The following is a 14,287-nucleotide window of genomic DNA, read 5'->3' as shown; positions in this document are numbered from 1 at the left end:
AGGTCAGCATGACAACGCCATCCCGGCCAACGAGCGTCGATCATCGACCTCCAGTTCGTCAACTACCGGTGACAGACGGCCTCGAGACCGCGCTGCGCTGCGTGCGCGACGACGCGCGTGCCGGGCGGCTCGAGCTCTGGGGCCACTCCACGGTCGTTGACGAGAACGTCGGAACGCCCGTGATCACGCGCGAGCTGTTCGATGCGCTGCACCGGGCCGCCGGGATCGCGGCGGAGTTTCCGGTGGGCAATGCAGGCGTGGTGCACGTGTACGGCTACTTCTTCTCCGAGGTGCTCACGCCCTACGGCTACAAGAGCGACCGCTGGAACGACGGCGTGCTCGCGCGCGCGCTGGGGCTGCCCGACTCGGCGTTCCGTCTCGGAGACAGCGCGGCGCACACCCCGCTCGAGCGCGTCACGGCCGCCGCGCTGCCCCTCCTGCTCAGCCCTCCTGCAGACGCGGTCGAGGTCGTCGACGTGAGCGTCGGCGACGTGCCGACGCGCGCCGTCGTCACGGCTACCGCGGACGGATCCGGCGTGCTCTGCTACGGCGTGGACGAGGGTGCGGGCATGCGTCTGGTCACCGTCTTCCCGGTCGCGGATGCGGCGGCGTTCGCACGCGAGGCCGCGGACGACGCGCCCCGGCTGCGCTGGAACGCCGCACTCGCCCTGGCCTGACCCGGAGACCGAGCGGGGCGGCGGCCCTGACGCCGCGGATCGGACTGCCGCGCGTGCCGCGGGTTTCGATCGGCCGCCGTCCGACCCGTCACCTGATGTTCATCTCCTCGTGACCATTCCGTCCACCAGTCACTCATAGCGTGGACGCATCGTTCGTGCGATGAGAGGAGTGGCGGTGACCGCGACGTTGGTGTTCGACTTCGACGGCACCGTCGCCGTCGGCAACGGGGCCGTGCTGGCCTACGCCCGTGCGGCGGCTCGCCGGCTCGGAGCGGACTACCTCGCGCTCGTCGAGCGGACGATCGCGGCGTTCGACGAGGGCGCCGAGCCGCGCTTCCGCGACGGCTACGACGTGGTCGGCACGCTGGCGGCGGAGTCGGGTCTCGACCCGATCGGCGTGCAGGAGGCGTACCTCGCCAGCCGCGCGGCCCTGGGCGCGCCCGACGCGACGGTCGACATGGCACCCGGGCTTCCCGAACTGCTCGAGCAGCTGCCGGCCTCGACCCGCGTCGTGCTCGCGACCAACGCGCCCGCGCTCGGCGTCGAGGCGCTGCTGGAGCGCTGGGGCGTGCGCGAACACTTCGACGAGCTGCGCTACGACAGCGGCAAGCCCGCCGGCCTCGACCCGATCGTCCGGGAGGCACTGGCGCGCGGACCCGTTCTGTCGATCGGCGACATCGTCGAGAACGACCTGGCCCCGGCCGCCGCTCTGGGCGCCGATACGGCGCTCGTGGGCGCCACCGCCGCCGGCTCCGCCGCCGAGGTCACGATGCGCGCGGCGACCCTCGCCGAGCTCTCCCCGCAGATCCTCGCGTGGGCCCGCCGGGCCGACGCGCAGACCCCCGTGCTGCCCGGCACGGGCCACCCCCTCGAAAGGTGAACCCCTCCATGCGCAAGACCCTGATCGCGTCGGGAGCCATCGCGACGCTCGCCCTCGGACTCGCCGGTTGCGCGTCCTCCGACGACACGACGGCCGACGCCGCCACCGAGTGGCCCGAGTCGATCACGCTGTCGCTCGTCCCGTCCGTCGAGGGCGAGGACCTCGCGGAGGCGCTCGAGCCCCTCACCGCCTACCTCTCGGAGGGCCTTGGCATCGAGGTCGAGGGCGTCGTCGCCAACAACTACGCCGCCACCGTCGAGGCGCTCGGCGCCGACCAGGCCCAGGTGATCATCACGGACGCCGGCTCGCTCTACAACGCCATCGAGCAGTACGACGCCGAGCTCATCCTGCGCGATGTGCGCTTCGGAGCCACCTCGTACGCCGCCGTGGCCTACACGAACAACCCCGACAAGTACTGCGACGACGAGCCCGTGATGGCCACGTACGACGCGAGCGGCATCGAGCTGTCGTACTGCAACGGCCTGGAGGAGGCCGGGGCCTCGGCCGCGGGCCAGGGCCCCGTGGGCGTGGAGGCGTTCGAAAAGGTCTCCGGTGCGAAGGTGGCGCTGCAGGCGGCGACCTCGCCCGCCGGCTACCAGTACCCCGTCGTCGCGATGCGGGAGGCCGGCATCGACACCGACGCCGACATCGAGCAGATCCCCGTCGAGGGCAACAACAACGCCGTGCTCGCGGTCGCCAACGGCGACGCCGAGGTCGGCTTCGCCTACTGGGACGCCCGCACGACCGTCACCTCGGAGGTGCCGGACATCGCCGAGAAGGCCGTGGCCTTCGCCTACACCGAGATGATCCCGAACGGCGGCGTCGCCGCATCGAGCTCGCTGCCCGACGACCTCGTCGAGGAGCTGACGACCCTGCTGGACGACTACGCCGACTCCTCCGAGGAGGCCGCCACGGTCATGTTCGACCTCGTGGGCCTGAGCGACTGGACCGCCGACACGGCCGGGGAGGAGATCACCCGCTACGGCGAGATCCTCGCGCAGTTCCAGGGCTGACCCCTTCCGGGAGCGATGAGCGCATGACATCCGACGCGCGCACTGCGGAGGCCGGGCTCGTCCCGGCCTCCGCCTCCTGGCCGATCCACCTCGACGGGGTGTCGGTCACCTATCCCAACGGCACGGCCGCGCTGCGCGACGTGTCGCTCTCGATCGCCCCGGGCGAGATGGTCTCGATCGTCGGCCTGTCCGGCTCAGGCAAGTCAACGCTGATCCGGACCATCAACGGCCTCGTCCCCGTGACCGGGGGTACGGTGCAGGTCGGCCCGTACACCGTGTCGGGCCTCGGCGGGCGGCGCCTGCGCGAGCTGCGCGGCCACGTCGGCATGATCTTCCAGGGCTTCAACCTGGCCGAGCGCGTGGACGTGTACCGCAACACGCTCGTCGGCCGGTTCGCCCGCGCGAGCGCCCTGCGATCTCTCCTCGGCGTGCCCACCGCGGAAGACCGCGAGATCGCCCTGCGTGCCCTCGAGGCGGTCGGCATGCTCGACAAGGTGTGGACACGCGCCGGCTCGCTCTCGGGCGGGCAGAAGCAGCGCGTCGCCATCGCCCGGGCACTGTCGCAGCAGCCGCAGGTGATGCTGGCCGACGAGCCCGTGGCGAGCCTCGACCCGCCCACGGCGCACGCCGTGATGGCCGAGCTCGAGCGCATCGGCATCGAGCGGGGGCTGACGGTGCTCGTCAACCTGCATCTGATGGATCTGGCTCGCGACTACACGACCCGCATGATCGGCCTGCGTGCCGGCGAGCTCGTGTACGACGGCCCGGCCGCGGCCGCGACGGACGCCGACTTCGAGGAGATTTACGGCCGCCGCATCCAACCGCAGGACCGCCTCGGGGCGACCTCGTGACGGCGATCGCCCTGCCGCCGCGGCCGCGCACGTGGCCGCGCACCGCCCTCGTGATCGCCGCCTTCGCCGTGTTCACGCTGCTCACGTGCCTGCCCGCCATCGGCGGCGTGGAGATCGACCTGGCGGCGATCGCGAAGAACTGGCGCAACGGCGCGAACAAGATGGCGCAGCTGCTGCAGCCCGATCTCGCCTTCCTGCCGCGCACGCTTCAGCCCATGCTCGAGACGCTGCAGATGGCCGTCGTCGGCGCTGCCGCCGCCGCGCTCGTGTCGGTGCCGCTGACGCTGTGGGCGGCGCGGCCGACGAACCCGAACGGCGTCACCCGTCGCGCTGTGCGCGCCGTCATCAACGTCGTGCGCTCCGTCCCCGATCTCGTCTACGCGACGATCCTCGTGGCGCTCGTGGGCGTCGGTGCCCTGCCCGGTCTGCTCACGCTGTTCCTGTTCGACCTCGGGATCGTCGTGAAGCTCGTCTCCGAGGCGATCGACTCCGCGGACCATCCCTACCTCGAGGCCGGTCGTGCGGCCGGAGCGACGCAGGGCCGCCTGAATCGGGCGCTCTCCATCCCGCAGAACCTGCCGTTGTTCGCCAACCAGTGGCTCTACACGCTCGAGCTCAACGTGCGCATCTCGGCCATCCTCGGCATCGTCGGCGCGGGTGGGATTGGCCGGCTCCTCGACGAGCGCTTCGGCTTCTACGCCTACGACGACGTGTCGGTGATCATCCTCGAGATCCTCGTCGTGGTGATCCTCATCGAGCTCCTCTCCAGCCTGCTGCGTCGGAGGCTCACATGACCGCAACGATGCTGCAGGCGCCGCCGTCGCTCGACCTGCCGAAGCCGCCGTCGCGCCGGCGGGAGACGATCGCGGCCGTGCTGGCCGGCGGGATCCTCCTCGCCGCCGCGGCCGGTCTCGACGCCAACTGGGCGCGGTTGCTCGACCTGCCGCGGGCGTCGTGGGAGTACGCCGTGCTCATGTTCGAGAACCCGGACGGGGAGCGGTTGGGGCGCGCCCTGTTCGAGATGTGGCGCTCGATCTCGATGGCCTGGCTCGGCGCGCTGCTGTGCGTGGCTCTGTCGGTGCCGCTGGGCATGTTCGCCGCGCGCGATGTGGGCCCGGCCTGGCTGCGTCACGCCCTGCGGGCGGTGTTCGCCGTCATCCGTGCCGTGCCCGAGGTGATCATCGCGCTCATCCTGCTCACGGTCACGGGACTCACGCCGTTCACGGGTGCGCTTGCGCTGGGCATCGCCGGCATCGGCACCCAGGGCAAGTGGGTGTACGAGACGATCGAGTCGCTCAGCGATGGCGCGGCGGAGGCGGTGCGCGCCGCGGGCGGCGGACGCGTCGCGGTGGTCCGCTGGGCGCTGTGGCCGGCCGCGCTGCCGTCGCTGATGTCGTTCGCGCTCTACCGCTTCGAGATCAACATCCGCACCTCTGCCGTTCTGGGCCTCGTGGGCGCCGGCGGCATCGGATCGATGCTGTCGAACTACACCAACTACCGTGAGTGGAGCACGGTGGGCATGCTGTTGATCGTGGTGATCGTCGCGACGATGCTCATCGACGCGGTCTCCGGTGCGCTCCGCCGCCGGATCATGGAAGGGGCCAGGGCTCGTGGCATGGACCGGATCCGCTGACGCACCGCTGACGGCGCGGATCACGGCCCTGGCGCCGTCGCTGCACCCGGGCGAGCGGCGGGTGGCCGAGGCGATCGCGAACGACCTGGGCACCGCCGTGGAGCGCACGGCCCAGGAGGCCGCCGACGCGATCGGCGTCGGCCGTGCCACGGTGGTTCGCACGGCGCAGGCCCTCGGATACGAGGGCTACCCGCAGCTGCGTGTCGCCGCAGCCCGCGACCTGGCCCTGCGCACGACCGACGCGGCGCTGCTGGCCGACGGCACGATCCTCGGCGGGCTGCGGGCCTCGGCGGAACGCTTCGCGGCCCGGCTCGGCCACAGCCTCTCGGGCCTCACGGAGGAGGCCCTGCAGGACGTGGTGGGGGCCCTCGACCGGGCCACGCGCGTGCTCGTCGTCGCCAACGGCCTCTCCTCGCCGCTCGGGCTCGACCTGGCACTGCGCCTCAATGCGGCCGGGCGCCCGGCCGAGCATCTGTCCGATGCGCTCGCCCAGCGGATCGCCGCTCGGCAGCTCGGCCCGGACGCGGTGTGCCTCGTGGTCTCCGGTTCGGGGGCGAATGAGACGACGCTGGCGACGATGGGGGCGGCTCGGGCGGGCGGCGGCCGGGTGCTGGCTATCACGTCGTTCGCACAGTCCGCCGTGACGGAGATCGCCGACACCGCGCTCATCGTGCCGTCGGTGAACGACACGTTCCAGGATGAGCTGCTGCACACCTCCCGGGCAGCCCTGATGCTCGTCAGCGAGGCCCTCGTCGATGCTCTCCTGACGCGCCGCGGCGACCGGGGTCGAGATGCCCGTGCCGCGGCGCTCGAGGTGCTCGGCTCCTCGATCCGCGAGTCCTAGGCCGGCTCCTCGGTCTCGTCGTCGACGCCGCCGGGGCGCACCGCGGCGTCGTCGCGCACGTCGATCCGCGTGACGCCGTCGCGCTCGGTCACGTCGATGCGGGGCGCCGCGTCCTCCTCGACGGCATCGGGGGCGGCCAGCAGCTGGTCGCGCCGCTTCTCGTCCTCGGTCATGCCGGTCTCATCCGTCCCGGGGGTCTGATGCGATGCGTTGATCATGCGTGCCACGCTACGGGCGCGCGCCGCCTCGCCGGGAGTCCCTTGACAGGTACCCGTCGGTCCACCGGTCCAGCCGCGCATAGGCCTCGTCGCGAGCTTCCCTGTGGGAGATGAAGACGTCGTGCAGCGCGCCGGCGATCCGCTCCACGGTCACCGATGCGCCGAGCTTCAGCGCCGCGCGCGCGATGGCGTCGACCTGCAGCACCGTGTCGACCGTGCTCAGCTCATCAGACCACCTCGTGGGCAGGATGCTGCGTGCCGAGAGCAGCACGCACACGGGCGCCGCCAGCTCCAGCCCGCGGGCGACGGTCGCGTGCCCGGCGAGCACGGCGTCGAGCCACGCCGTCGAGGCGGGGGCCGAGATGTGCGGGCGCCAGCGCGGATCGGGCTCCATCGGGTCGTCGGGGTCGGCGGCGGCCTCCTGTGCGCGCGAGTAGAAGCCGAGGTCGACCTGCGGCACGGGATCATGGGGGCGGAACCGGGCGCCGAGCCCGAGCGCGGGGGCGAGCGCGGCCCGCCCGACGAAGCCGAACTGGAACTCCAGCCAGGGCGCGTTCAGCACGAGCGCGTCGACGAGCTCCCGGTGGCGGGCAGCCCACAGGCTGAGCGTCAGGCCACCGGTGGAATGCCCGAAGAGCACCAGCCGGCGGCCGCGACGGTCTCCCATCGCCTCGAGGGCCGCCTCGATGTCCTCGTCGTAGGTGGCGAGGTCGGCGACGAACCCCAGCCGCTGGCCGTGGCGCAGGCTGCGGCCGTACTTGCGCAGGTCGAGCGCGAAGAATCGGGCGCCGCGGTCCGCCCAGAACCGTGCGAGCCGGCGCTGGAAGAAGTAGTCCGACCACCCGTGCACGTACAGCACATCGACGTCACGGAGCTCGCCGGCGCGGCGCAGCCCTCGCGGCAGGTGCCGCACGAGCGTGGCGACGACCTCGCCCTCGGAGTCGGTACCGAGCGGCAGCGTCCGCTGCTCGAATCCCGCTCCCAGGACGTCCGGCCGCCACGCTTCCGACATGCGGCCAGCCTACGGTCGCCGTGCCTCCTCCCCCGCCATGCGCTCCCGGACCTCGCGCCGCAGCACCTTTCCGACGAGCGAGCGCGGCAGCCGGTCCATCTGCACGATGCGGCGGGGCACCTTGTAGGCGGCAAGATGCGTGCGGCAGTAGTCGCGCAGCGCCGCGGCGTCGAAGGTCCGCCCCTCACGCACCTCGACGGCTGCCGCCACCTGCTCGGCGCCGTCAGGGCGCCGCAGGCCGACCACGGCGGCCGCCTCCACATCGGGGTGGGCCTCGAGCGTCTCCTCCACCTCGCGCGGGGCCACGTTGAACCCGCCCGTGATGATGAGCTCCTTGATGCGGTCCACCACCGTGACGAAGCCGTCCTCGGCCACCGTGACGATGTCGCCCGTGCGCGCCCAGCCGCCGGGCAGCAACGTCTGCGCCGTCTCGTCGGGACGCCGCCAGTATCCCGAGAAGACCTGCGGACCGCGCACGAGCAGTTCGCCGCGCTCCCCCGCGGGCACGTCGGTGGCGGGGTCGTCGGGCGAGACGACGCGGATCTCGGTACCGGGGAAGGGCACGCCGACCGTTCCCGGACGCCGCGTGGGCCCCATGGGGTTGCCGAGCGCGACGGGAGAGCTCTCGGTCATGCCGTATCCCTCGACCAGCAGACCGCCGCTGGCCTCTTCCCAGCGCCGCACGGTTGCCAGCGGCAGGCTCATGGCGCCGGAGATGGCGAAGCGGACGGTCGACAGATCGATCGCGCCCTGCCCGGCCGCGCGCGCGAGCGCGTCGTAGATGGGCGGCACCGCCGGCAGGAACGTGGGCGGGTCCGCCTTGGCGGCGTCGGCGACGAGACCGACGTCGAAGGTGGGGAAGAGCACGAGCTTGGCGCCCATGCTCATGGCGAAGGTGAGGCACAGCGTGAGCCCGTACGCATGGAACAGCGGCAGCACACCGTAGAAGGTCTCCTCGCCCTCGCGCAGGCCGGGCACCCATGCGCGCCCCTGCATCGCGTTGGCGCGCAGGTTGCGGTGGGTGAGGATCACGCCCTTGGGGTCGCCCGTCGTTCCGCTCGTGTACTGCAGCAGCGCGATGTCGTCCACCGCAGGTCGCGGGTGCCGCCGCGAGAGCCGTCGGCCCGAGACGAGCCGGCGCCACGGCACCAGCCCGCGCGCCCTCGGCCGAGCAGTGAGCCGCTGGCGCGCTTCCCGCGCCTTCTTGACGGGCAGCCGCAGGGCGAGCCGGCGGCCGAGCGGCAGCTCCTCCGTGAGGTCGACGGAGACGATCGTGCGCGGCCGCGCGTCCCGCGGCAGTTCCGCGACGGCGTCGCACGCCTTGTCCCAGACGACCGCGACCCGCGCCTCGTGATCCTCGAACTGGTGGCGCAATTCCCGCGGGGTGTAGAGCGGGTTGTGCTCGACGACGATCGCGCCCAGGCGCAGCACCGCGTAGAAGGCCACCACGTGCTGGGGGCAGTTCGGCAGCACGAGTGCCACACGATCCCCCTTGCGCACACCGAGTCGGCGCAGCCCCTCCGCCGCCCGCTCGATCCGCTCGCCGAGCTCGCGGTAGTCGGTCGTCGCACCGAAGAACACCAGGGCGGGCCGGCGCCGGTATGCGCGCACGCTGCGCGCCATCATGTCGACGAGCGACTCGGTCACCTCCCCGATGTCATCGGGCACGCCCTGCGCGTACTGTGCGGTCCACGGCCGGTCGCTCCACGGATGCGATGCCTCCACGGCGCCTCCTTCCTCGGCCGGCGGGGCGCCCGCCACACCACGGCGGGGGCGATGCCGACGCCGGCGGCTGTCGGTCTGCAGTACCGCCAGGCTCGGCCGCATCCACCACAGGGTCAAGCCCTTGCGGCTCGCCGCCCGATCGGCCTACCAGCCCAGGCGCCGCGCGACGGCGGCGGCGGCCGCACGCGGGAATCCGGGCCACCCGTCATCGAGGGCGTCGCGCGCGATCGAGAACAGTGCCCGCGCCGCGTCCTCCGCGGGCAGCACGAGCGCCCCGGCGATGCGCTCCCCCCATTCGGGGAAGTCGTGCTCGAACCGGCGCAGCGCGTCGTTACGGTCTCGGGCCGCGCTGGACCGCTCCGGGAACCGCCCGCGGATGGCGCGCGCGAGCGCCTGCACGGCCCATCCTCGGATCATCTGGCCGCCCACGAGCACCTCGCCCCGGCGCACGCGACCGACGCCGATGAGCAGCTTGACGAGCACGAGGCGCGCCTCGTTGGCGGGATCGATCCGGTCGGCGGCGGCCGCGTTCTCGCGGCCGCGCGCGACGAGGGCGGCGACCGAGGCCGCGGGGTCGTCGACGTGCACGGTCGCCTCGTTCACGAGCGCGCCGCCGAGCTCACCCGTCTCGGCCACCGCGAACTCGAACACGTGGCCGTCGGCATACACCGCGGCGAAGCCGATCTCACCCTCGCGAGCCGTCAGCACGAGCTCGTCGCGGTCGGGCAGCCAATCGAGGTCGGGGCGCACGCGGGGCCCCGCTCCCTCGCGGACGAGGGCGAAGAAGTCGTGATCAGACCACTCATCGCGCCTCGCGGCCGCGTCGTCGGACGCCGACCCGAGCAGCACGAGACCGACCAGGTCCGGGTGCTCCCGCACGGCGGCGGCGAGCGCGGCGATGCGCTCCTCGTACCGCCCGCTCCCTCGGCTCACGCGGTGCCCGGCCCCGGCTCGCTCGCGCCGACACCCGGGGCGGCGACGCCGGGCAGCGTCCAGACGGCGAAGGCCGGACCGTCCGCCCGCACCGAGCCGTTCTCGATCTCGAGGTCGCCGTAGCGGCGGGTGGCGCTGCCGATCCCCGGCACCGTCGCCTCGTCGATTTCGGCCGAGAACGGACCGGACGCGGCCACGACGAGGACCGTCTCGTCCGCCGACTCCCGGACGAACGCGAAGCCGTCGTCGGCCACGCCGATGATGCGCAGCCCGCCCGTGGCGAGCGCGGGGTGCTCGCGCCGCAGCGCGATCAGGTCGCGGTACAGCTCCAGGCGCGCGGCGATCTCGGGCTGGTCCTCGCTGCCCCAGGGGATCGGTGTGCGCGCACTCTCGCCGTCCGCGCCGACGAGCCCGAACTCGTCACCGGCGAACAGCACCGGCACGCCCGGCAGCGTCATCGACAGCCCCACCGCCACGGGCACCACGTCCGGCGGAGCGTTCGTGGCGAAGCGGGCGGTGTCGTGGGTGTCGAGGGCCTGCATGCTGCCCAGCCGCACGCGCCACGGGATCCCGGCCGTGAAGCGGGTCATCGCCGCGACGAACTCGCGGGCGGTGTAGCGCGGGATGCCGCCGAGCGGCTGCCCGAAGAACCACGGCTCCGTGCGTTCCTCGCCGTCGGCGTCGAGGTACGCCTGCCCGGTCGGCTGGCTGAGCCACCCCCACAGCGGCCGCGTGAACGGCGGGTAGGTCATCGCGCCGTGCCAGCCGTCGCCCTGCAGGTCGCTGGCGGCGTCGTTGGTGGACTCCCCGAGCAGGACCGCGTCCGGATTGATCCGCAGCATCGTCTCGCGCAGCAGCCGGCGTACCTCGCCGTTGAGGTCGATGTCGCCGAGGCGGCCCGTCATGTTCGCCACGTCGATGCGCCATCCGTCGATCCCGAAGGGTGGCTTCAGCCACCGCGCCACCACCGAGTCGTCGTCGGTGATGAAGCGACGCCGCAGCTCGGCCGACGACCAGTCGAACTTGGGCAGCGTGGGTGTGCCCAGCCACGACTCGTACTCGGTGTTGTTGGCGTCGCGGAAGTAATAGAAGGTCTCCGTCGGCGCGCCGGGGTTGCCGTGCGCCGACCGGAACCACTCGTGCCGGTCCCCCGAGTGGTTGCTCGTGAGGTCGCCGATGACCCGCATGCCCCGCGCGTGTGCGGCTTCGATGAGCCGCACATAGGCCTCGTCCCCGCCCAGCAGCGGGTCCACGCGGTCGAAGCTCGACGCGTCGTAGCGGTGGTTGGAGGCGGCCGGGAAGATCGGGGTGAGGTAGATGAGGTCGACGCCCAGGCGCTCGAGATGGTCGAGACGCTCGACGATGCCGTCGAGGTCGCCGCCGTAGAACTGCTGGCTGCGGGCCGGCATGACGGGATCGACCGGATCGTCCCACGCGGCGGGAATGGCCCAGTCCGGGACCTCCCGCTCGTCTGCGGAGGCCGAGCGCGCAAAGCGGTCGGGGAAGATCTGGTACATCACCGCGTCGTTGAGCCACGTGGGCGGGGCGGGATAGGCCACGAGCGCGAAGTCCTCGGCGTCGAGGGTCTCGATGCGGTGCAGTCCGGTCTGGTTCAGCCATTCCGCCTCGCCCGACTCGTGCACGAGCAGCCACCGGTAACCGTGGCGCCGGTTGCGCACGGTGACGGGCGCCTCCCACCACTCCCAGCCGTCCGCCTCACCGATCCGCACGGCCTCGGTCCACTCGGGCTCGTGATCCGGGTTGGAGCGCGTGCGCACCTCGCGGAGCGGGCCGTAGCCCTGCGGCACCCGCAGGCGCACGTGCACCTGCTCGCCGAGTTCGGGGGCGGCGTTCGACACGTACAGCGGCGAGCCGTCGTGGTGGGGCAGCGGCATGGCGGTCCTTTCAGCGCGACGGGGACGGAGCGGGGCGCTCACTTTACGGCACCGGCGGTGAGGCCGCCGACGATGAAACGCTGCAGCGCGAGGAACAGCGCCACCGGGATGATGGCGGCCAACACGGCGCCGGCGGCGAACACGCTCCAATTGCGGGAGGTCTCCTGCGAGATGAACTGGTACAGACCCACCGCCAGCGTCTGCTTCTCGGGATCGACGAGGATGACCGATGCGATGACGAACTCGCTCATCGTGCCGAGGAACGACAGCAGCCCGACGACGGCGAGGATGGGCGCGACGAGCCGCAGGATGATCGTGAAGAAGATGCGCGCGTGGCCGGCGCCGTCCAGCTTGGCGGCCTCGTCGATCGACGACGGCACGGTGTTGAAGAAGCCGTACATGAGATACGTGTTCACGCCCAGCGCGCCCCCCAGGTACACCATGATCAGGCCGATCTGGCTGTTCAGCCCGAAACCGGGGAAGATCTCGTCGATCGCCGACATGAGCAGGAAGATGGCGACCATCGCCAGCAGCTGCGGGAACATCTGCACGAGCAGCAGGGTGATCAGCCCGAAGCGCCGCCCCGTGAACCGCATGCGCGAGAACGCGTACGCGGCGAGCGCGCCGAGCAGCACGGTTCCCGCCGCCGAGGTCAGACCGATCACGAGGGTGTTGAGGAACCATGCGGCGTACGGCTGCTGAGGCCGCTGGAACAGTTCCACGTAGCTGCCGGGGCTGACGTTCGAGAACAGGGAGTTGGCGGTCATCAGCGTGCCGCCCGGGTTGAGCGATGCCGAGAGCACGTAGAGCAGCGGGAACGCGGCGAAGACGAGCATCGCGACGCCGACGATGTGCCGCCACCCGGTCTGGCGGAACCACACCCGGAACGGCCGCTTCGGATGGGGAGCCCCGCCCTCCGGCACGGTCGTGAGCAGTCGCGTGGCGCCGGGCGCGTTCTGCGCGAGGTCGCGGGTGATCGTGATGTCGCTCATGTCAGTTCAGCTCCTCGAGCGTCTTCGTGCGCCGGAACGCGATGACCGAGATGGTCGCGACCAGGATGAAGATGATGATCGAGAACGCGCTCGCCAGACCGTAGTCGCGGTTCGCGCCGACGAACGCCACCTTGTACACCATCGAGATCAGGATGTCGGTGCTGCCGACGTTGATGCCCGCATCGACGTCGCGCGGACCTCCGCCGGTGAGCATGTAGATGAGGTTGAAGTTGTTGAAGTTGAACGCGAACGACGAGATCAGCAGCGGTGCGACCGAGACGAGCAGCAGCGGCATCTTGATCATGCGGAACGCCTGGAACGGCGTCGCGCCGTCCATCTGGGCGGCCTCGCTGAGCTCGTCGGGGATGGACTGCAGCGCCCCCGTCGTGACGAGGAACATGTAGGGGAACCCGAGCCAGAGGTTGACCGTGAGGATGCTCAGCTTGGCGAGCCACTCGTTCGTCAGCCACGGGATCTCGGCGCCCCCGAAGAGCACCGTGTTGACGAACCCGAACTCCTGGTTGAGCATGCCCGCCCACACGAGCGCCGAGAGGAACCCGGGGAACGCGTACGGCAGGATCATGATGACGCGGTAGTACCGGCGGCTGCGCATGCGCGGATCGTTGAAGACGACGGCGAGGAAGAGCCCCAGCAGGAACGTCGTCGCCACCGACAGGAACGCGAACGCGAACGTCCACACGGTCACCCCGAGGAAGGGGCCACGGATCGACTCGTCGCCGAAGGCGCGCACGAAGTTGTCGAAGCCGACGTTGATGCGCCACCCGGGCAGCAGTTCGGTGCCGTCCTCCGCGACGAACGCGCCCGTCCCTCGGTCGGTGTACACCTCACCGCCCTGGGTGTCGGTCATCGTCTCCGCCTCGGCGTCGTAGGCGTAGCGCGACACGTACGAGAACGCCGTGAGGCCGTCCTGTGTGCGCAGCGTGCCTTCGTTGGGGTCGTCGCTGACCGGCACGGCGAGGGAGGCGATGTCGTTCTGCCGCGCGAGCAGACCCTGCAGGTCGAGCGAGGTGTACCCGGGGGCCGCGACGGCCCTGTCACCCTCGAACGTGGCATCGGGCACGGGCTCGAGGGGGCGCTCGGCGCCTCCCAGCAGCGCGTCTCCGTCGGGCGTGGTGACGAGGAACGACAGCTCTCCGCCGAAACCCTCGACCACCGTGAGCGGGTAGGACGGCGAGTCGGGAACACGCTCCTGGTTCTGCAGCAGGATCGCCTCGACGGCGTCCTCCTTGGTGCTGTTGTGCCCCGTGCCGTAGTTCGTGAAGGCGACGTACCCCGAGTAGAGGACGACGAAGATCTGGAAGACGAGCAGGAAGATGAGCCCCGGCGCCAGGTACTTCGGCGGCAGGCCGCCGCGACGGAAGTAGATGACGTTGACGACGATGGCGGCGAGCACCACGATCGCTCCGACGACGACATCACTCGCGGCGAAGAGCACGAGCGCGGCGTACACGGCGAGCGCGTCGACGACGCCGAGCACGAGGATCTTGAGGAGCACGAGCTTCCAGCCGCCGCCGGCGGCTTCGGCGATGCGGGCGGCGCGGCGCGAGGCGCGCTCACGGGTGGCGAGTGGGGCCGAGGTCATGCGGGTCTCCT

General features: G+C 71.7%; 14 protein-coding genes. 7 read left to right on the top strand and 7 right to left on the bottom strand.

Annotated features, from left to right (window positions below; genetic code table 11):
- Positions 1-68: 68 nt before the first annotated feature.
- The 7 genes from N8N77_RS06825 (at position 69) to N8N77_RS06795 (ending at position 5,898) form a co-directional block, all read left to right on the top strand.
- A complete protein-coding gene (locus N8N77_RS06825) occupies positions 69-677 on the top strand; it encodes an amino acid deaminase (RefSeq protein WP_261165745.1) in 609 nt (202 codons plus the stop codon).
- Positions 678-852: 175 nt separating this feature from the next.
- Positions 853-1,557 carry an HAD family hydrolase gene (locus N8N77_RS06820; protein WP_261165743.1) on the top strand — a complete coding sequence of 235 codons (705 nt, stop codon included), beginning with the start codon at positions 853-855 and terminating at the stop codon, positions 1,555-1,557.
- 8 nt (positions 1,558-1,565) lie between these two features.
- Positions 1,566-2,570 (top strand): PhnD/SsuA/transferrin family substrate-binding protein, encoded by a 1,005-nt coding sequence (locus N8N77_RS06815; protein ID WP_261165741.1) that lies wholly within the window; start codon positions 1,566-1,568, stop codon positions 2,568-2,570.
- A 23-nt stretch (positions 2,571-2,593) separates the two neighbouring features.
- The gene (gene phnC, locus N8N77_RS06810; protein WP_261165740.1) at positions 2,594-3,421 is read left to right on the top strand and encodes a phosphonate ABC transporter ATP-binding protein; all 828 of its coding nucleotides are present in this window, start codon (positions 2,594-2,596) and stop codon (positions 3,419-3,421) included.
- Positions 3,418-4,215 carry a phosphonate ABC transporter, permease protein PhnE gene (gene phnE / locus N8N77_RS06805; RefSeq protein WP_261165739.1) on the top strand — a complete coding sequence of 266 codons (798 nt, stop codon included), beginning with the start codon at positions 3,418-3,420 and terminating at the stop codon, positions 4,213-4,215. Before phnC ends, phnE (N8N77_RS06805) begins: the two co-directional genes overlap by 4 nt.
- A complete protein-coding gene (gene phnE / locus N8N77_RS06800) occupies positions 4,212-5,054 on the top strand; it encodes a phosphonate ABC transporter, permease protein PhnE (protein WP_261165737.1) in 843 nt (280 codons plus the stop codon). Before phnE (N8N77_RS06805) ends, phnE (N8N77_RS06800) begins: the two co-directional genes overlap by 4 nt.
- Positions 5,032-5,898 (top strand): MurR/RpiR family transcriptional regulator, encoded by an 867-nt coding sequence (locus tag N8N77_RS06795; RefSeq protein WP_261165735.1) that lies wholly within the window; start codon positions 5,032-5,034, stop codon positions 5,896-5,898. The genes phnE (N8N77_RS06800) and N8N77_RS06795 overlap by 23 nt, the downstream gene beginning before the upstream one ends.
- Here N8N77_RS06795 and N8N77_RS06790 read toward each other — a convergent pair.
- The 7 genes from N8N77_RS06790 to N8N77_RS06760 all read right to left on the bottom strand — a co-directional run bounded on the left by N8N77_RS06790 (position 5,895) and on the right by N8N77_RS06760 (position 14,276).
- The gene (locus N8N77_RS06790; RefSeq protein WP_261165733.1) at positions 5,895-6,116 is read right to left on the bottom strand and encodes a hypothetical protein; all 222 of its coding nucleotides are present in this window, start codon (positions 6,114-6,116) and stop codon (positions 5,895-5,897) included. The two genes, N8N77_RS06795 and N8N77_RS06790, sit on opposite strands and share 4 nt — an antisense overlap.
- A 10-nt stretch (positions 6,117-6,126) precedes the next feature.
- Positions 6,127-7,128 carry an alpha/beta hydrolase gene (locus N8N77_RS06785; RefSeq protein ID WP_261165732.1) on the bottom strand — a complete coding sequence of 334 codons (1,002 nt, stop codon included), beginning with the start codon at positions 7,126-7,128 and terminating at the stop codon, positions 6,127-6,129.
- A 9-nt stretch (positions 7,129-7,137) separates the two neighbouring features.
- Positions 7,138-8,853 carry a long-chain-fatty-acid--CoA ligase gene (locus tag N8N77_RS06780; RefSeq protein WP_261165731.1) on the bottom strand — a complete coding sequence of 572 codons (1,716 nt, stop codon included), beginning with the start codon at positions 8,851-8,853 and terminating at the stop codon, positions 7,138-7,140.
- A gap of 144 nt (positions 8,854-8,997) precedes the next feature.
- Positions 8,998-9,786 carry a hypothetical protein gene (locus N8N77_RS06775; RefSeq protein WP_261165729.1) on the bottom strand — a complete coding sequence of 263 codons (789 nt, stop codon included), beginning with the start codon at positions 9,784-9,786 and terminating at the stop codon, positions 8,998-9,000.
- Positions 9,783-11,681, bottom strand: coding sequence for a glycoside hydrolase family 13 protein (locus tag N8N77_RS06770; RefSeq protein WP_261165728.1), 1,899 nt, complete (start codon positions 11,679-11,681; stop codon positions 9,783-9,785). Before N8N77_RS06770 ends, N8N77_RS06775 begins: the two co-directional genes overlap by 4 nt.
- A 38-nt stretch (positions 11,682-11,719) precedes the next feature.
- Positions 11,720-12,673 (bottom strand): sugar ABC transporter permease, encoded by a 954-nt coding sequence (locus N8N77_RS06765; RefSeq protein ID WP_261165726.1) that lies wholly within the window; start codon positions 12,671-12,673, stop codon positions 11,720-11,722.
- Position 12,674: 1 nt separating this feature from the next.
- Positions 12,675-14,276: an ABC transporter permease subunit gene (locus N8N77_RS06760; protein WP_261165724.1), complete on the bottom strand. Its 1,602-nt coding sequence runs from the start codon at positions 14,274-14,276 to the stop codon at positions 12,675-12,677.
- Between the last annotated feature and the right edge of the window lie 11 nt (positions 14,277-14,287).

It is taken from the genome of Microbacterium sp. Marseille-Q6965, from assembly GCF_946151065.1.
Taxonomy (GTDB): domain Bacteria; phylum Actinomycetota; class Actinomycetes; order Actinomycetales; family Microbacteriaceae; genus Microbacterium.
This window is presented reverse-complemented; position numbering and strand designations above follow the sequence as displayed.